Here is a 19370-nt window from a genome sequence, read left to right on the forward strand (position 1 = left end):
CGTTTATTATAACACAAAGAAAAATATCACAAGTCAATGACTTGCGATATTTGGTGAATTTTTTGTTAAGTTTAGTTATTAAAGCGGAAATGGACAATATCGCCATCTTTCATGACATACTCTTTACCTTCCGAACGAAGTTTCCCAGCTTCTTTAACGACTTGTTCAGAACCAAGTTCCACAAGATCATTAACATGGTAGACTTCGGCACGAATAAATCCTTTTTCAAAATCAGTATGGATTACCCCAGCACATTGTGGTGCCTTCATGCCTTCAGTAAATGTCCATGCACGAATTTCTTTCGGCCCTGCCGTAAAGAATGTACGCAAGCTAAGAATATCATATGCGTTTCGGACTAAAACATCGAGACCACTCTCTTCAACACCAAGTTCGCTTAAGAACTCATCACGTTCTTCATCTGCAAGACTAGACAAATCTTCTTCAACTTTTGCACATACAGTAACAACACGACTATCACGTGCCTCAGCATATGCTTTAACTTTTTGATACATCTCATTTTCTTCAACATTTGCGATACTGTCTTCATCTACGTTCGCAACATAGATGACAGGTTTGATTGTTAGGAAGTGGAATGTACGAATCAGCTTCATTTCATCATCAGTTAGTGACAAATCAGAAAGCGGACGGTTGTCTTCAAGCACTGCTTTACACTTATCAAGCACTTTAAGTTCGTTCTGTGCATCTTTATCGTTTGATTTGGCTTTACGACCGACACGATTTAAGCGATTCTCAACTGATTGTAAATCAGCAAGCATCAATTCAATTTCTATAATTTCGATATCAGAGATTGGATCTCCGACAACCCCGTGCTCATGCACGATGTCAGGATTTGCAAAACAGCGAACGACGTGAGCGATTGCATCCACTTCACGAATGTTTGAAAGGAACTGGTTTCCTAAACCTTCCCCTTTCGATGCTCCCTTTACAAGCCCTGCAATATCGGTAAATTCAAATGTTGTTGGAATAATTTTTTCAGATTCAATTTTGCTTCGAATATCTTCCAAGCGTTTGTCGTTTACTTTAACGACACCTACATTGGGTTCAATTGTCGCAAACGGATAGTTCGCTGCTTCAACTTGTGATTTTGTAATTGCGTTAAATAGTGTTGATTTTCCAACGTTTGGTAAACCAACAATTCCTGCTGTTAATGCCATATTTATGCCTCATTTCTTTCAATTATTTTTTTGAGTTTCTTTTCAAATTCGTGGCGTTCCATCATGATGACAGCACCACAGCCTTCACATTTTATTTTAATATCCGCACCCATACGTGTAATTTTGAAGTATTGTGATTTTTTACAGGGATGGTCTTTTTTCATCTGAACGATATCACCAAGGCCATATTCTTTTTTAATCATAGGGTCTCCTTATTTTTGCGCATGCTGCGCACGGTATGCTTGCAGTGTGTTTTCCAATAAACTTGCAATAGTCATCGGACCAACACCTTTCGGTACTGGTGTCGCATAAGCAACTTTTTTATATGCTTCTGGATCAACATCTCCCACAATCATGCCATCAATTCGATGAATTCCAACATCCACCAATACTTGATGTGATTGAACTTGAGATGCCTTAATAAAGTTGGGTTGCCCAATCGCCACAACTACAATGTCACTTTCTTGAATCAAAGTATCGAGATTTTGAGTTCGAGAATGTGCTAGGGTAACTGTCGCATTCGCATGGGTTAGGAGTGTCGCAACGGGTTTTCCCACGAGACGACTTCGCCCAATGACAAGCGCTCGTTTGCCTGTTACATCAATATGATACCAGTCCAATAAGCGCATAATCCCTTTGGGTGTGCACGAAATGAACTGAGGGCGGTTAATTTCCAATAGACCAACATTAAGTGGATGAAGTCCGTCAACATCTTTACTTGGGCTGATGGCATCCACAATTATGTCTTCATTGATATGTTTTGGTAATGGCAGCTGGACGAGAATTCCATCAACATCTGCATCATCGTTTAAGGCATGGATATGACGTAATACATCATCTTCAGACGTATCTTCTTCTAGGCGAATAGTCTTGGAAGTCATCCCAACAGCACTCGCTTGCTTCATTTTCGAATTTACATAGGTTTCAGAAGCTGGATCGTTTCCAACCAAGACAACTGTTAGTGATGGGGCGCGGTTTCCTTGCATCGTAATCTCAGAAACTTCTTGTGCAATTTGTTTTCGAATTTCTTTCGAAACATGCAAACCATCAAGACGTGTACTCATACTTATCCCTCCTTAGCGATTTCCACCCATAATAATATCACACCTTAAATGACCTTACCATCTTTGATAGTTAGAATCACGGTAACCGGGCCATCATTGTCTAATATGACGTTCATATGGTGTTGAAACTTACCTGTTTGAACCTCAATTCCATGCGCTCTAAGTTTCGCATTAAACTGTTCAAAGTATTCACTTGCCAATTCTGGCCGCATTGCACCAATAAAACTGGGACGATTCCCTTTGCGGGCATCAGCTGCAAGTGTGAATTGTGATATTGATAAAATTTTTCCACCGACATCTTGAATGCTCCGATTCATCTTTCCTTCGGCATCTTCAAAAAGACGAATTTGTGCAATTTTATCCGCTGCCTTTTGGATATCACGTTCGCCATCATCGACTTCAATTCCTACCAGTAGCATAAAACCCTCTTGAATCGCTCCAACGCTTTCCGAATCAACGATAACTTTTGCTTCTTTAACTTTCTGAATTACTATTTTCATGGTGTCACCTCTATGCCTTATTTTACACGAATCATGATACAATATATAGAAGGAGATTTGTATGAATAAACCTTTAGCACATACTGTGAGACCACAAACTATTAACGAAATTGCAGGCCAAGACCACTTACTCGGGGAAGGTCAAATTTTACGCAATCTTGTCACCAACAAAGAAATTCCATCTATGATTTTTTTCGGTCCTCCCGGAACTGGAAAAACCACTACAGCGATGGCAATCGCAAACACTTTAGGACGTCCGTTTCGACTTTTCAATGCGGTCTCTGATAATAAGAAAAAATTAGATCAGTTATTTGTGGAGGCTGAGATGAGTCAAGGACTTGTTGTGATTATCGACGAAGTCCATCGCCTCAATAAAGACAAACAAGATGTTCTTTTACCTCATATTGAAAGTGGGCTCATCACGATGATTGGAGCAACAACTGCTAATCCTTATTTCTCGATTAACCCAGCAATCCGTTCACGTGTTCACTTATTCGAGTTTAATCCGATTGATACCGCGCATTTAGAATCTGTTCTTAAACGTGCATTCAAGCACTATCCGGATAAATCGATTGATGATGATGTCATTGCAACCATCGCTAAAAGTGCAAACGGTGATGCGCGTTATGCTTTAAATGCCTTAGAGATTCTTACCAAATCAACATTAGATACACACCTCACAGCCCAGCATCTTAATGCCCTTTCTTTATCCATGAATATTTCAATGGATAAAGACTCTGATAATTACTACGATACTTTGAGCGCCTTCCAAAAGTCGATTCGCGGAAGCGATGTTGATGGCGCTTTGTACTATCTCGCTAAATTAATCCAAGTCGGGGATTTTGATTCCATCGAACGTCGCTTGATTACGATTGCATACGAAGATATCGGTCTTGCTAATCCTGCATTATGTGCACGTGTTGCTGAAGCCGTAGCTGCTGCGCGCCGAATCGGCTTTCCAGAAGCACGTATTCCGTTAAGTGTCGTCGTTATTGAGTGCGCCTTATCACCAAAATCCAAGAGTGCCGAGCATGGCATTGATCGTGCCTTAGATACTGTTCGTAATACCGCGTACCAAGTTCCTAAGTACTTACGCTTGAATGCTGTCGGGGTCGATCCGATTGATATGTATGATTATGATCGTTCCGATTTATGGAATAAAATCCAGTATTTACCAAATGAGCTCAAAGATACAGAATTTTATATTCCTGGTAATGAAAACTCTGCCGAGAAAACATACAGTGCCAATCGCACTGCACTTAAAAAGATTAAGCGTACGAATAATTTGCGTAAGTTGAAACAAAAAGTATGAGATTTGACTTTTTCGTTATCCACTTGTACACTTAATTTGACTAGAGAGGTAGCACATCGCTAAACTGGTGAATCAATTGGGACAATTTCTTATTATTTAAATCTAAATATTAAATAAGGAGGAGTTTTCTAATGTTTACTTTTAGTCTCAACACTAAGACAAAAGAAGGACGTGAGCTTGTCACGTCTTTTTCTATGTCTGTAAATCAACATGACCGCATCGCTCTCATCGGCGAAGAAGGTAATGGAAAGAGTGTCTTTTTAAAAACACTCATCCATCACCCAGATGTAATGGATCTTGATATCCAACGGTCAATATCACAACCAAATCTTGTTTTTGGTTACGTGTCCCAAGATGTATCACTGGGCGATCTTGATCTCAGTGTACTCGAATTCGCATTAAATAATATGTGGGACCGTTACGCCGTATTTCTCAAACTGTTCCATAAACTTTTACCCAATCTGACGGAAGATGATTTTGACCGAACACTTGCTACCTTAAGTGGTGGTGAACGTGTCAAGTTGCAGTTGGTCAAACTCATGCTCGAAGATGTCGATGTTTACGTTCTCGATGAACCTACCAATAATCTCGATGTTGAAACCTTGCAATGGCTCGAAACCTGGATGCTAGAGCAGGATACGCCGATTCTTTTTGTATCACATGACGTTACACTTATCACTCATACCGCAAATCGAATCATACACTTTGAGTTACTCAACAAAAAGACCAAGCAACAAATTACACTCTTTGAAGGTTCCTATTCAGATTATTGGGATATTCGCCAACGAAAAATTGCCCATCATAATCAAATTGTCGCAAGTCAAGAACGCGAACACAAAAAACAAATTGATACGTGGCAACAACAATATCAAAAAGTAGGACATCAATTGCAAAACGTCAATCGGGCAGACCCCGGACTTCAAAAGAAAATGAAAAATCTTAAAGCCCAAAAAGCACGTTATGATAAACAGCCGCAGATTGAACAGCGTACTGTTGAGTCGCCGAGTACTTTTGTACTCGATACTGTCGCACCGATTTCACAGCGTCATCTTGTCGATGTGGATGTGTCTCACCCGATGATAGCCACACCCATTCATTTTTCGATGACGAGCACCAGTAAAATTGCTTGCACAGGTTCAAATGGAATTGGAAAATCTACATTCATTAATTTATGGACCGAAGCGCTCGCGCAAACCTCAATTGCATATCAAGTTGTTTATCAAGATATTTGGAAAAACTTGGATTTATCGTTAAGTCCCTTGGATCATTGTGCACCAAGTGGCACGCGTGACGCCCTTGAATCAACACGTAATGCACTCTCACATTTGCGTTTTTCGCGTGAAGAAATGACACTTCCCTTGCATAAACTATCGGGAGGACAACGCACAAAGGTTGCCTTGCTCCATGCAATGAATCAATCACCCCAACTTTTAATTCTTGACGAACCAACTCGCAACCTCAGCCCGGACACGCAAAAGGAAGTCACCGAAATGCTTGAAGCATTTCCTGGCGCAATCTTTTGCATTACACACGATCGCGGATTGATGGCAGCCATTTTTGATACCTGTTTTACGTTAACTACTGAGGGATTCGCAGCCACATCCGCAAATTTTTAACCGCTTTATCACATTGAGAATGCTATAATGACTAAGATGTACAAAGAGGAGACATGTATGAAAAAACTGAGTGTACTTATGATTCTCGGCATTTTGTTGGTGGGTTGTTCATCCAAGCCAAAGGAAGAACCCGTTTCATTGCCAGAAACGAAAACAGAAACCGAATCAAAAACTGATTATAGTAAAGAGACCAATCCAGTTGCTACAATTACAATGACTAATGGCGATGTTATCACCGCTGAATTGTATCCTGAGGTTGCTCCGAATACCGTCAACAACTTTATCTCGTTGGCAAATAGTGGCTTTTATGATGGTGTTATTTTCCACCGTGTAATTCCTGGATTTATGATTCAAGGGGGAGACCCTGATGGAACTGGAATGGGCGGACCGGGTTATGGTATCAAAGGGGAATTTGCAAACAATGGCTTCCCGAATGATTTAAAACACAATCGTGGAGTGCTTTCAATGGCACGTGCGCAAGACCCAAACTCCGCAGGCTCACAATTCTTCATCATGCATAAAGATTCACCACACCTAGACAAAGACTATGCTGCATTCGGTATGGTTACTAGTGGTTTAGAAGCTGTCGATAAAATTGCTGCACTGGATCGTGACCGCAGTGATCGTCCAACAACTGACAGTGATAATGTTATCGCATCAATTACTGTTGATACTAAAGGTGTAACATATCCTTCACCTGAGAAAAACTAAAAGCTCCTTACGGAGCTTTTTTTTATAGTAATAGACGATTTGTGTAAATCTCTAGACCTAATTCAAAAATCATCAATACGTAAAAACAAGCCCGAAGGCTTGTTTTTTATAATTATTTAACAATAGCGATAGCTTTTTCGTTGTTGACTTCAATTGGTGATAATAATGGAGTTTTGCCCATTGTTACTGATGATTTAAGATCTGCATCCGCACCTGCTTTGACTTCTGCTGGTGTTTTCCCGATAACATATTCGTTAAATGCTGCAACTTGTTCGTACCATTCTTTACCGATTGAACTTGCAATCTTCATACCATATTCGTCTTTTTTCTGACCTTTTGTACGTTGAACTTCTTCGTTCAATGTAGCAACACCGTTTTCAACTTTTCCTGTAACTTGTGCTGCATCGATGAATGAGTATACAACTTTTCCATCTGGATCGTATGCTGTTGCTGCTACTGTTGTTGTTAAGTCAAGTTTGTCAGCTGCGCCTGTTGTGAATGAAACATTTCCTACTGTTGCTGCATTCTTTACGTCAACTGCATTTTCAACTGCTAATTTTACAATTTCCAAGTAGTTTGAAACATCAATTGAAACTGATGATGTTAAATCTGCATTTGCAGGTACAGCTGGGTGAGCTGCATCTTTTTCTACTGTTTCCATTGCTAATACTTCAGCAACTGTTTTTCCTGTCATCCAAGTTTCAAGATTTTCCATTTGTTTGTACCATTCTTGACCGATTTTACTTGCTTTGACCATTCCGTATTCATCGCCTAAAACTTTTTTTGAACCGTCAAATTTGAATGGTTCAATTGAGTTGTCTGCGTTGTATGCTTGTTTGTTTTGAGCAACGTCAATTTGCACTTGAGCAATTTTGTCATCTTTCAATACAACTGTTCCGTAGTATACGTTTGTTTCGAAGTTTCCTTTTTTGTCCCCTTCTGGTGCTGCGGCTTTTGCCTTAACAGTAACTGCAGTTCCAATTTTTACATCTTGCCCTTTTGGCTTTGATGCGCCACATCCTGTTAATACAAGAAGGCCAACTAATAATAAAGCAACTAATTTTTTCATTGCATATTCCTCCCGTGTCTGCTCTTCCATTGTACGAATTTTATGTTTATTCGGTCAATTCATATTATTGAGATTGTTAGGTTATACCTATACTTTTCACAAGTTACATCAATTTTTTTACTAACTTGTGAAAAAATACATAATATTTACTAAGGTATTTTTAAGTGCTTTCGTACACATCGAATTCAATGTGTACTTTCAATTCATGTTCATAAAATCTCAGATTTCATTCAGTGTCTCTAATTCGGTTTTCACAAGCGGTCCGCAAACACCAAACATTTTATGTTATACATTATCAATTATAGACGCTTCGTCACTATCAGGTAACGGCTGACCACAACATGGACAATATTTATGGTGTGGTTCAACTTTAAGTTTTGGTGCCTTTTGCGCTTCCAGTTTTCGCGACTGTTCGATAAATCCAGCGGATACAATACCAGTCGGAATGGCCGTTAAACCGATTCCTAAAAAGGTGATAATTGCACTTAAGATTCGCCCTGCCGTTGTAATTGGATAGATGTCGCCATATCCTACAGTCGTAATCGTCGACATTGCCCACCACATCGCCGAGAATGCGTTTTTGAATTTATCAGGTTGGGCTTGATGCTCAATGTCATACATTAACATTGAAGCAATAAACATTAGCAGAAGTATAATTATTATCGATGATAACAATTGTGATGCTCGTGTTTTGAGAACATTCCCGATCAAACTTAATGATGACGTATAGCGATTAATCTTGAACACACGTAACAAACGTAGCAACTTGATGCCACGCATTGCTCCCGCACTGAGTCCAAACATTGGCAGATAGAATGGTAAAATCGACAATAAATCTACAATTGCCATGCCACTCTTTGCATATTTTAGTCGTGCTTTTGTAGGTGATAGTTCCGGATACATTAAATCAGCGGTCCAAAGTCGTACCGCATACTCTAATGTAAACAGTATGACAAATACCATTTCCATGGTATTAATCGCTGTTGTGTAATGAGTTGGTAAATCAAATGTACTGATAAATGCGACGACAACACTGACTAATACAACAATCATTAAGAAGGCATCCACGACGTTCGCGAGTGCAGAATGTTCATCTTGGCGAATCAAGTTGTATATTTGATGCTCGAGATATTTGTTGTACTTTTTATGATGTTTTTTTTCCACAGTACTCCCCCTTTTATCACTTATGCACATCATACCATGTATTCATAAATATACGCTGAATTACTCCCACAAAAAACTCATAGCGAACCTATGAGTTTTGATTTTACTATTTTCCGCGATCTTTACGACGTTCATTGTCGTAACGACGAGAGCGTGCTTGTTTGGAATCCGAATCCGTTCCACGACGACGGCGATCGCCACCACGGTTTCCGCGGTCACGGCCTCCACCACCATCACGACGGCGAGAATCTCCACCACGGTCACGACGACGTGGTTCACGAATTGCTTCAACTTCTAACATCTCAGTATCGAAGTTTTTGCCTTTAATAGTTACTTTTTTCAAGTCTTCCATTATTGAAGTTGCATGTTCACGGGGAACTTCAACTGTGGAAACAGTATCGTCAATTATGATGCGTCCGATATCTTTTCCACGAATTCCTGTGGCTGTTGCAATTGCACTAACAAGGTGTGATGCCGAAATACCTTGGCGTCCTCCAATTGTTAATGCGATTTTTGAGAATTGGTCACGGTTTTGAACACGTTTGCTTGCTGCTTCACCTTTAATTGCTGCTAAGTTATTTTCTGCAACAGATTTATTGATGAATGCAATGATGATTTCTTCTTGTGTGAAGCCTTCTTTTGAAAGACCTTCATATGCTATTTCAAAGAGTTTACCACGTTCTGCCGATGACCATTGGCGAATATCAGCTGCAAGTTTTTGCACCAATACTGCGTTAAGTTGTTCTTTAGTAGGAAGTGGTGTTTCTTTAATTTCTGAATTTGAGAGACGTTCAATTTGACGAATTGCGTAGCGTTGGCGGCGTGTTACAAGTGTAATTGCCAATCCTTCTTTACCCGCACGTCCAGTACGTCCAATACGGTGTACATAGTATTCAAGTTCTTGCGGTACATCATAGTTAATAACAACGTCCATGCTGTCAACGTCGATTCCTCGAGCTGCAACATCCGTCGCGATAAGCACTTTAACCATGCCTCGCTTAAAGCGTCCCATAACCATGCTTCGCATTTCTTGTTTCATGTCACCATGTAATCCTAAAGCTGGGAATCCTGCTTTATTTAATTCTGTAGTGAGCTCGTCAACCATTTTCTTCGTATTACAGAAGATCATGATTCCGTTTGCGTCATGAATTTGTAGTAATTGTGTTACTAAATTAATTTTTTGGTTTGATTCAACTGTATAGTAACGTTGCTCGATGCGTGAAACCGTTAAGTTATTGCGTGATAATGCAATACGTTCTGGTTCAACTAAGAAATCATCACTTAAGCGAATAATTTCTTTAGGCATTGTTGCAGAGAAGAAAGCCATTTGACGTTCTTCAGGAAGATATTCGAAAATTTCACGAATATCATCAACAAAACCCATGTTCAGCATTTCATCGGCTTCGTCTAAAACAATTCTTGTTGTGTGGTTTAAGCGAATCGTACGACGACGGATATGATCCATCAAACGTCCTGGTGTTGCTACCACAATATCTGCACCACGTTTCAAATCTTTAATTTGACGGTCAATCGGTGCGCCTCCGTATATACTTACGACACTAAGTTTTTTGTATTTTGCAAAGCTACGAATTTCTTCAGCTACTTGCATACTTAGTTCACGTGTTGGACATAAGATCAAAGCTTGTGTTTGTTTGTCTACATGCTCAACTGCAGTCACGATTGGTAATCCAAACGCCGCAGTTTTACCTGTTCCTGTTTGAGATTGCGCTAATAAATCATGACCATTTAATAAAATAGGGAGTGCTTGCTGTTGAATATCGGTTGGATTTTCATATCCTTTTTCCGTTATCGCGCGAGCGACTTCCTCTGATAATCCTAATTCTAAAAATGTCATTTATTTTCCTACTTCTTTTCTAGTACACGCGTTAAAGTATAACATAAATAGAAACGCTTGTCATTTTCTGTACTTATTATAAAAAAAGAGTAGGAATCCTACTCTAAACCTGAAGTTCTAACATGACTGGACAGTGATCACTTCCAACAACTTGATCATAGATATCTGCACCTACAATCGCATCACGTAAGCGCTCTGAAACAACAAAATAATCAATCCGCCACCCTACATTGCGACTCCGCGCTGCTGCACGGTAGCTCCACCACGAGTAACGATCTGTGACATCTCCGTGGACATGTCGGAATGAATCAAGATAACCTGCATCCAACAAATTCGTAAATTGTCCTCGTTCTTCGTCAGAAAAACCAGGATTTTTACGGTTTGTACTTGGATTTTTGAGATCGATTTCTTTGTGCGCAACGTTGAGGTCACCACATATTACAACTGGTTTATCTGCTTCCAGTGTTGTAATGAATGCACGGAAGTCATCCTCCCATTGCATACGATATTCTAAACGCTTTAATTCTTGCTGACTGTTTGGGGTATAAACACACACTAAGTAGAACGCATCAAATTCGCATGTTATTACACGACCCTCTTGATCGTGCTCAGAAATTCCAATGCCATATTTGACCGAAAGTGGTTCTTGTCGCGAATATACAGCAGTTCCTGAGTACCCTTTTTTCACCGCATAATTATAGTATGCGTGATATCCTTCCGGATGATAGTCCAATTGTCCTGCCTGCATTTTCGTTTCTTGAAGACACAAAACATCTGTATCTAAACTTTCAAAAATACCTACAAAATCTTTTCCCATTACTGCTCGTAATCCATTCACATTCCAAGATACCAATTTCATGTCTATTGCCTCCACATTTCACTAAATGGTTTGAATTCAATGCTTGAACTCATTTGTTTAGCACTCTGACGGTGCTTCTTAATATCATTTTCATTTTCATTGATTAAGGTTTCGCGGTCTATCATGTATTGAACGTAGACCATTTTTTTTATGAGATACCAGGATGCGATTGCATCATGAATCCGTTGTGCACGTCCTTTCGGATCATTTTCAAAACTTAGTTCGAGCGTTTCTTTAATGTTTTGACTCTCAGCATGACTTTGTTCCAACAATTCTTGCGGTGTCGTAAAGTAGCGACGGTCAAGCTCTCGTTGGAGCACTGAGCATCGTGCCCTTCCTTCAAACAGCAAGGAATACAAGGCTACGATTCGTTCTGAATCGGATGTATCCATCACTATAACATTATCAACAAACGGCTCGAGTAATGCATCGCGCTCAGTCAAACTGAAGAAAATACCTTTTGCTTCATAATAATTACGATCGACCAAAATCATTGCAAACTCGCGGCCTTCTATTTCCGTATAAAGAATAAGTGGTGCTTTAATATACCACTTTGGAATTTTATGAATATCCTTGTAACTTATAATTTTATTGGCAATCACTTCTTTATTAATAAAAACACTAAATGCCTCAATCACACGCACTTCAGAATCTATTTCCAAAATGCCCTCCAGCGTATCGCTAAATTGTACAGTGTCCCGGTTCAGATAATCTTCTACATATCCGTTGAAAGCACAGTCTTTAGCACCTACGCGGAAATCTTTTATTTCCTTCAAAGTAGTGTACAGACTCATTTATATATTTCCCCCCATGTACTCTTATTTTGGCACATTCTCAAAAGAAATGAAAGTGTGTCACACTCGAATGTGATTATGATTTATAATGGTGTGTAAGGAGGCATTTATGAGACAAACCTATATTACTGCTTCTCATCTTGTTGATGATTATCGAAAGGCACTTTTAGAAGGTCGCGAATTTGCACTTGGTGTCCAAGTTCGCCCTTTTAACTTTGCATTTAGCGAAGCTTCTTTGGACCGTAAATCGATTGAAGTTGCTATTTATCATGCCTTAAAAAACCACACATTTACAAAATTAAACGACGTTTTGAATTACCCCAAAACGATCCAATCGTTTATGGCTCTTTTGGATGACATGGACGCCTATGGTGTATCCTTGAGTGATTTGCCCAAGGCGACACCATTACAACTTGAAATTGCACAGGTGATGTCAATTGTTCGCACTATGATTCCTGAACCAATCGTAGGACCGCAATCATATATTGCATATGACCAAGGCCTCTCGCATGCGCATCGTGCCTTTTTAGTGCGACATCAGATTCCCCTTACCTCGCGTTTACCAATGGATCCTACTTCCATCCGTTTTCGAGTTGCTTTAAACATTCGTTCTGAAATTGAGAGTGTCATCCAGGATATTCTCGACAATGACATTAAAGATGCTGTCGTTGCCATTCCAAATTTCAATGCTCATCATGCATTGATTGAGGCAACACTCGCACGCTATGGTCTGCACCAAAAATTTTCAGATAAACGCTTTGATCTTGCAAAAGCACAATTTCTTGCAATGGTTACACTTGCTTTAGACAACTCAGTTCAATCGGTTTTAGCTCTTATTGAAGCGAATCCATTAAAATTACAGTTCATCGATGACCTTGTTTATTACATTCAACATTTTGAATTAACATACGCACAATTGTTTGAACCGTTTGATCATGCGCAAGCACATCCTGATTATCCGCAAATCTATCGCCTTCAAGAGCATATTCAATCTGACGTACTTACGTTACAGCAATTTATGCTTGATCTTTCAACCAAAGATTATGCTGGCGCCCTAGCCTTTGCCTACGACACTCTTGCCCTTAATTCGCGCATTGATATTCGTCCGATTAAGTCTTTCCTAGAATCTCACATGCATCTCTATGACGCATCAACACATTTATTCTTTATCAATCACTTTAAAAATGTTCAGAGCCGTGCATTAACACAAAACATTATTCAATGGATTGATATTCGAGAATTGCCGTATCTCGCACCTCAGCATCTTTATGTCCTTGGTTTGAGCGCAAAGCAATTTCCAGCAATCGCTTCTCGAACAGGCATCTTGGATGAAAGTTATGTTGCCCAAATACACAACTTCCCGAGCCTCGACGTTCGCACACAATATCTTTTAGATCAACAAAACATAATTTTTTCACACAGCACGAACCTTACATTGTCTTACCATGCGTCATCGTATGAAGGAAAGGGTATTGAAGTCTCCTATCCAATTGAACGTTTCTGTGCTGATCGTAACATTCAACTTGAACCGTGGACATTAAAACAAATTAGCGAACGAACACCCGTACTCCGCTCCCTAAGTCCTGACCTCGCACCACAAATTTATTTGAAAGATGGAAAGATTGTTGGCTCTATTTCGGCATTCCAAATGTATATCAACAACCCTTACCAATTTTTTGTAGAACGTGGATTGGCATTACGAGAACCTGAAAAATTCACCTTTGATCCTCGTGTTATTGGTACGATCAATCATCGCATTATGGAAACGATGCATAAACAACTTCCCAATGATGCATGGGATTCAATCGGACGTGTATTCCCGCAAGATTCTAACAGAATTAAAATGATTCAGCGTCGTAATGAAGCATTAATGACCATGAATATGGATTTTGTGAAGGAATCAATTGCGACATCGTCGTTTGATGTCGCCGATACTGAAAAGTGGTTTGAGGCTAATTCATTGTTCAAGAACATCCACTTACGCGGTATTATTGACCGTATCGATTTGAATGATAACCATGCTTTAATTGTTGATTACAAATCTACAGCGCAATCTTTAAGTCAAGGTTCTGTCCAGTCGGGACAGCAACTCCAACTCTTAACGTACGCTATGATTTGCGAAACATTATTTAGTAAATCTGTCCTGGGCGTCTTTTACTTTGGACTGCGCAACAGTAATATTGCACTTGCACCACTCTCCTACAATATGTCAAAAGGCGTCATCCACAATGAAGAACTTGCGGAAGATCTTTGGAAAAAGCAAAAGAAATATAGTGGTTGGATGTTTGATCTGCCTGAAGACACGTTCGAAACTGATGCCTACTATGGAGGACTGCGTCTGGGGAAAGCTGGTATGGGATTATGGCGTAAGCCGTTTGATATGGACAAAATCAGACCACTCCTACACCACGTCTACGATACCATTCAATTTCATATATTATCGGGTATCTTAGATCCGGAAGCCATCACCATTGAAGTCGACAAAGACCTTAATCTTAGAAAGGATGATGAAGCATGACAACGTTTAACCCGCAACAACAGCTTGCCATTGATGCATTGAACCAAAATGTTATTGTTTCTGCTTCTGCCGGAGCTGGAAAGACAACTGTTTTAATTGCGCGATTAATGAAACGCATCATCCACGATAACGTTCGTATTGATGAAGTGTGCGCTATGACCTTTACAGAAGCTGCTGCTTCGGAAATGAAAACACGATTACTTGCAGCTCTTAACCAAGAGTATGAAACGCATGCAACACCATTTATTGCCGAGCAAATCGCTCTCGTTGAGACAGCACAAATATCAACGATTCACTCCTTCTGCCTGACGATTATTAAAAACTACGGTTATATCATTGGCATGAATCCTGAACGTGCTGAAAACATCTTAGACGATGCATCAGTTACATTGCTTCAAAATCGTGCTTTAGATGCGACGTTGGATACCTGGTTGCAAACAAATCCTGAAGCAACTGAACGTTTACTGGATATCTTTTCGACGAATCCAATTGATTTTGACGGATTGAAAGATGCGCTGCAAGCAACCGCATCTTGGTTATTAAGTAAAAAAGATCCGCTTGCAGAAGCAGCACGTACTTTAAACCTCTACCAAACCGATAATTTCGATGCATTACCACCTCTATTTAAAGATTATTTTTTCCATCAATATTTACACGCTATTCAAGCAATCAAGGCGAATATTCAGACTTTGGTTTCAATAGCGGATGCATCCTATGATGCCAACGACAAGAAACAAGTAAAGTTTTTTGACCAATCAACAATGCTCAACGATGTTTTTGGAAAGTTATTGGATGTTGAAGCTACAGTTAAAAATCACGATATTCTTTTTTATGACTCCTTCCAAGATCTTTTCAACTTCAAACTCCATGCAGACACTAAAAATGAAGCCTATACCAAAGCCCGCAAACAGCTTGGGGATAGTATTCATGAAATTTTAGAATATCACCGTCCGTTAGAAGCACAGTTTGCACTACTCCACGAACAATATGATGATGTCGCCAACTTGCTGCACATGACACAAGATTTCATGAGCGCCTACAATGACATTAAAATTGCCGAAAACTGTCTCGACTTTAGCGACTTTGAATCCCTCGCTTTAGAAATTCTTACTGTTAATAACTTTGAAATCGCAACATTAATTCAACCCCGCTATCAAGAGATTATGGTTGACGAGTTTCAGGATACCAATGAGTACCAAGATGAAATTATTCGTTTAATCTCTAATGGGACCAATATTTTCCGTGTCGGTGACATTAAACAATCTATTTATCGCTTCCGCGGTGCAAAACCGAATATCATGCAAGACTTAATGAAAGATACAACGACTCAGAACTTGTTTTTATCTTTTAATTATCGCTCCAAAAAAGATATCGTAGATTACAACAACTATGTTTTTGATAAGTTGATGAACCTTTCTTTAGGGATATCGTATAGTGAACATGACCATGTAAATGTCGGAATTCCACAACAATCAGAAGACTCTCATCCTGTAGAATTTCACATTATCGAACGTGGTGATCGTTATTTCGAGGCATCCGTTAACCAACAAAGAGCCGATTATATTGCCCAGGAAATTATTAAGTTTCACAAGCAAGGCTATGCGTTCAAAGATATGGTCATCTTGGTGCGTTCTCATGCAAGCAAAGCGTATCTAAAAGAAGCTTTCGCTGCTGCGAACATTCCTCATTACATTGATGATCGAAGTGGTTTCTACAATTCAGAAGTTATTCAAGATATTATCCACATCTTAAACTATGCGCTAAACCGCCATGATTTTTATCTTGTCTATGTTCTAAAATCAGTCTTTATCGGATATTCAGACGATCAGATTGCTGCGTTAAAGCTATCCGGACATGTTTCCATTAAGGAAGCACTTAAGATCATGGATCCCCAAACACACTTTATAATTCATGATGCAATTCGAACTTGGCGCACTAAAGATGTCGTCTCAATCATTCAAGATATTATTGTGATGCGTAACACCTATCAAACACAATTATCATTGCAAGATAAAACCAATGTTGATTTTTTACTTGAAAAAGCCGTTCAATATCAGGCTTCACGTACCCCAACGCTACTGGGCTTCATCCGCTTTATCCGTGAATTCAAAGATGATACAAGCAGCGAAGCATCACCACTAAGCAAGGATGCTGATGTCGTCACATCGATGACAATTCATCAATCCAAAGGTCTGCAATTTCCAATTGTATTCTTGTGGGGACTTGGCAAACACACAGTACGCGACCATACAAGTACGCTAGTCTCTGATGATGCTCTTGGACTCGCTTTAAATCACATACAAATGCCTTATCGCACACAAGAAAAAAACATGCTTAGAACCATTGTTGAATACAAACAAGACCACGAAGAACTTGAAGAGTCTTTGCGTTTACTTTATGTCGCACTCACCCGACCACAGAAGCACCTCATTTTAGTGGATGTTACAAAGGAATTTAAACCTGAACCACTTTCCAGTGCGCTTCTACGTGGACATCGCAATAAGACGGAACTACTCTTCGCAGCAAGTCCTCCATCACGAATTCTTAAAGTTGTCGATGCTGAAGAAATTGGAACTGAAACATTACCAGGTCAAACAACGGTGGTTCAGAATGAATCCTTTGACACGACATTTGAAATGATTCCCGAGCCTATTCTTATTGCCCAAAATACGCTGCTCGACCCGGATAAATACTCCGAATTTGGAATGGCCTATGGAACGATTCTTCACGAATCGATTGAGGCTCTCCCAAATCGCACATGGACTCACGATGACCTCTCGTCTATTGAGGCACGTTTCCATCAACCACTGATGACATACAACGCACACCCATTTACCCAACAACTGTATCTTGCACCAATCATCGAAAAAGAAATTCCGTTTATTGACGCCAACAGCGAGGGTATCATCGACTTTTTTGCTCAAGATGACACTGAAATTGTAATTGTAGATTTCAAAAGTGATAATGCGGATGCTGCAACACTTTGGAAGCGTTATGCACCACAAGTCGATGGATACATCGCGATGATGCGTAGTTACTACCCAAATCATCATGTAAGTGCATATATTTATTCCTTCCACCTTCAAACATACTTAAAAAGAGATTACACTTCGTAGTCTCTTTTTTTTCCTACTGAATTCGCACTTTCTAATAAGTTATTACACTTTTAAGATATACATTCATTTTTGAATACCGATATTCTTGAATATTTTTTAGGACACAATGTAAATATCAAAATATCCTTGTTACAGATCAAGTTAGTTAGCGTCAAATTCACAAGGGCTTTTGCATCGTCACAACTATTCTAGTCAATAACACACATAAAAGACCTTGTCTAAATGACAAGGCCTTCTTTTTGTTTGGACTCACGAATAATTTCTATCATATGCTTGATATTACCTTGACCCGCAAATTTGGTTTCATCTGCAAAGTCAGTGCCTATTATCGGTATCCAGTGCAATGGGTGTTTTTCCGGAACTAATGCTATCGTTATATCTTGTAAAGTTCCATAAAATACTTGGAGCTCGATACCATCCTGATGATATTGAGTTGTGAAGAGTGGTTTTAATTCAATATTATTTTTTGAAATTCCTGATTCTTCATAAAGTTCTCGGTAGGCACCCTCTAAATCTGTTTCCTGTGTTTCCTTTTTACCGCCTAAGAAGTTATACAACCCGAGATAAGGATTCTTCATGCGTAAACACATGAGGACATCCGTTTCATCGGTATTGAAAACAATCACAACATTAACTTGCTTATACGTTAAATTAGTCATTAAATAGGTCAAATAAAGTACTTACAGGAGTATGATCTTGGATCGCTTCGATTGCTTTCGCAAGCATGTAACCAACAGAGATTTGTTTGATTTTTTCTACATGCTTCGCTTCTTCACGAAGTGGAATTGTATTTGTGATGAGTAGTTCTTTAATTTGTGAGTTTGCGATACGCTCAACTGCTGGTCCTGAAAGAATTCCATGAGTACATGCTGCATAGACTTCTTTAGCGCCTTTTTCGTATAGCATATCGATTCCACCCATGAGTGAACCTGCTGTATCAACCATATCATCGATAACAATAGCAATCTTGCCATTAACATCACCAATAAGATTCATTGCTTCTGCAACGTTTGGTTTTGTACGACGTTTATCGATAATCGCAATCGTTGAATTAGGAATTGTATCTGATAATTTACGAGCACGTGTTGCTCCACCATGATCTGGTGAGACAACAACAATTTCGTCCGTAAAATCTTTAGCACGGTAGTATTGTCCAATCATCGCTACAGCTGTTAAGTCATCTGTAGGGATGTCAAAGAACCCTTGAATTTGCGGCGCATGTAAATCAATTGTTACAACGCGGTCTGCACCTGCTGTTGTTAACAGATTAGCCATTAATTTTGAAGATATCGGTTGACGTGCACGTGCCTTACGGTCTTGACGAGCATATCCGTAATAAGGCATGACGATTGTTATTTCGTCTGCCGATGCACGATGACACGCATCGATTGCAATTAAGACTTCCATGTAAGTCTCACTTACTGGAGCACATGTTGATTGGATAATGTATACGTGTTTTCCACGTACCGACTCCAACGGTTCAATCAGAATTTCTCCGTCCGCAAAATGACGGACATCAATTTTTCCACGATTGATATTTAAATGTCCACAGATTTCATCTGCTAATTCAATATTTGACGATAATGCAAATACTACAGTGTTTTTTTCACTCATCAT

Annotated in this window: 16 protein-coding genes; 5 read left to right on the forward strand and 11 right to left on the reverse strand. The window is 39.5% G+C overall.

Going from position 1 to position 19370, the window contains the following annotated elements; all coding sequences use genetic code 11:
• Window positions 1-71: 71 nt before the first annotated feature.
• The 4 genes from ychF to dtd are packed head-to-tail and all read right to left on the reverse strand — an operon-like array spanning window position 72 to window position 2739.
• A complete protein-coding gene (gene ychF / locus GVV19_RS01835; RefSeq protein ID WP_159638562.1) occupies window positions 72-1175 on the reverse strand; it encodes a redox-regulated ATPase YchF in 1104 nt (367 codons plus the stop codon).
• Between the two features lie 2 nt (window positions 1176-1177).
• Complete coding sequence (locus GVV19_RS01840; protein ID WP_159638564.1) at window positions 1178-1378, reverse strand: DUF951 domain-containing protein; 201 nt, start codon at window positions 1376-1378, stop codon at window positions 1178-1180.
• A gap of 9 nt (window positions 1379-1387) precedes the next feature.
• The gene (locus tag GVV19_RS01845; RefSeq protein WP_159645090.1) at window positions 1388-2239 is read right to left on the reverse strand and encodes a bifunctional 5,10-methylenetetrahydrofolate dehydrogenase/5,10-methenyltetrahydrofolate cyclohydrolase; all 852 of its coding nucleotides are present in this window, start codon (window positions 2237-2239) and stop codon (window positions 1388-1390) included.
• A 44-nt stretch (window positions 2240-2283) separates the two neighbouring features.
• Complete coding sequence (gene dtd / locus GVV19_RS01850; RefSeq protein WP_159645092.1) at window positions 2284-2739, reverse strand: D-aminoacyl-tRNA deacylase; 456 nt, start codon at window positions 2737-2739, stop codon at window positions 2284-2286.
• A gap of 61 nt (window positions 2740-2800) precedes the next feature.
• Between dtd and GVV19_RS01855 the strand changes: the two genes are divergently transcribed.
• From GVV19_RS01855 to GVV19_RS01865, 3 genes are all read left to right on the forward strand, one after another.
• Window positions 2801-4051 (forward strand): replication-associated recombination protein A, encoded by a 1251-nt coding sequence (locus GVV19_RS01855; protein ID WP_159645094.1) that lies wholly within the window; start codon window positions 2801-2803, stop codon window positions 4049-4051.
• 131 nt (window positions 4052-4182) lie between these two features.
• The gene (locus GVV19_RS01860) at window positions 4183-5667 is read left to right on the forward strand and encodes an ATP-binding cassette domain-containing protein (RefSeq protein ID WP_159645096.1); all 1485 of its coding nucleotides are present in this window, start codon (window positions 4183-4185) and stop codon (window positions 5665-5667) included.
• Window positions 5668-5724: 57 nt separating this feature from the next.
• Window positions 5725-6378, forward strand: coding sequence for a peptidylprolyl isomerase (locus GVV19_RS01865; protein WP_159645098.1), 654 nt, complete (start codon window positions 5725-5727; stop codon window positions 6376-6378).
• A 112-nt stretch (window positions 6379-6490) separates the two neighbouring features.
• On the opposite strand, the gene GVV19_RS01870 is transcribed toward GVV19_RS01865, so the two are convergent.
• The 5 genes from GVV19_RS01870 to GVV19_RS01890 form a co-directional block, all read right to left on the reverse strand.
• Window positions 6491-7447, reverse strand: a complete 957-nt coding sequence (locus GVV19_RS01870; protein WP_159641536.1) for a hypothetical protein — start codon at window positions 7445-7447, stop codon at window positions 6491-6493.
• A 285-nt stretch (window positions 7448-7732) separates the two neighbouring features.
• Window positions 7733-8611, reverse strand: coding sequence for an ion transporter (locus GVV19_RS01875; RefSeq protein ID WP_159641535.1), 879 nt, complete (start codon window positions 8609-8611; stop codon window positions 7733-7735).
• A gap of 106 nt (window positions 8612-8717) precedes the next feature.
• Complete coding sequence (locus GVV19_RS01880; protein ID WP_159645100.1) at window positions 8718-10466, reverse strand: DEAD/DEAH box helicase; 1749 nt, start codon at window positions 10464-10466, stop codon at window positions 8718-8720.
• 103 nt (window positions 10467-10569) lie between these two features.
• Window positions 10570-11325 (reverse strand): exodeoxyribonuclease III, encoded by a 756-nt coding sequence (locus tag GVV19_RS01885; RefSeq protein ID WP_159635046.1) that lies wholly within the window; start codon window positions 11323-11325, stop codon window positions 10570-10572.
• A gap of 2 nt (window positions 11326-11327) precedes the next feature.
• Window positions 11328-12119: a hypothetical protein gene (locus GVV19_RS01890; RefSeq protein ID WP_159645102.1), complete on the reverse strand. Its 792-nt coding sequence runs from the start codon at window positions 12117-12119 to the stop codon at window positions 11328-11330.
• Window positions 12120-12228: 109 nt separating this feature from the next.
• Between GVV19_RS01890 and GVV19_RS01895 the strand changes: the two genes are divergently transcribed.
• The gene (locus GVV19_RS01895) at window positions 12229-14637 is read left to right on the forward strand and encodes a PD-(D/E)XK nuclease family protein (RefSeq protein WP_159645104.1); all 2409 of its coding nucleotides are present in this window, start codon (window positions 12229-12231) and stop codon (window positions 14635-14637) included.
• Window positions 14634-17753: a UvrD-helicase domain-containing protein gene (locus tag GVV19_RS01900; RefSeq protein ID WP_159645106.1), complete on the forward strand. Its 3120-nt coding sequence runs from the start codon at window positions 14634-14636 to the stop codon at window positions 17751-17753. Before GVV19_RS01895 ends, GVV19_RS01900 begins: the two co-directional genes overlap by 4 nt.
• A 218-nt stretch (window positions 17754-17971) precedes the next feature.
• Here the strand turns inward: GVV19_RS01900 and GVV19_RS01905 are convergent, their stop codons facing one another.
• Both GVV19_RS01905 and GVV19_RS01910 read right to left on the reverse strand, forming a co-directional pair.
• On the reverse strand, window positions 17972-18412 hold the full coding sequence (locus tag GVV19_RS01905) for an NUDIX hydrolase (RefSeq protein WP_159645109.1): 441 nt from the start codon (window positions 18410-18412) through the stop codon (window positions 17972-17974).
• On the reverse strand, window positions 18405-19370 hold the full coding sequence (locus GVV19_RS01910; RefSeq protein WP_370456898.1) for a ribose-phosphate diphosphokinase: 966 nt from the start codon (window positions 19368-19370) through the stop codon (window positions 18405-18407). The genes GVV19_RS01905 and GVV19_RS01910 overlap by 8 nt, the downstream gene beginning before the upstream one ends.

The sequence above is a fragment of the Erysipelothrix anatis genome (assembly GCF_009828745.1).
Taxonomy (GTDB): domain Bacteria; phylum Bacillota_I; class Bacilli_A; order Erysipelotrichales; family Erysipelotrichaceae; genus Erysipelothrix; species Erysipelothrix anatis.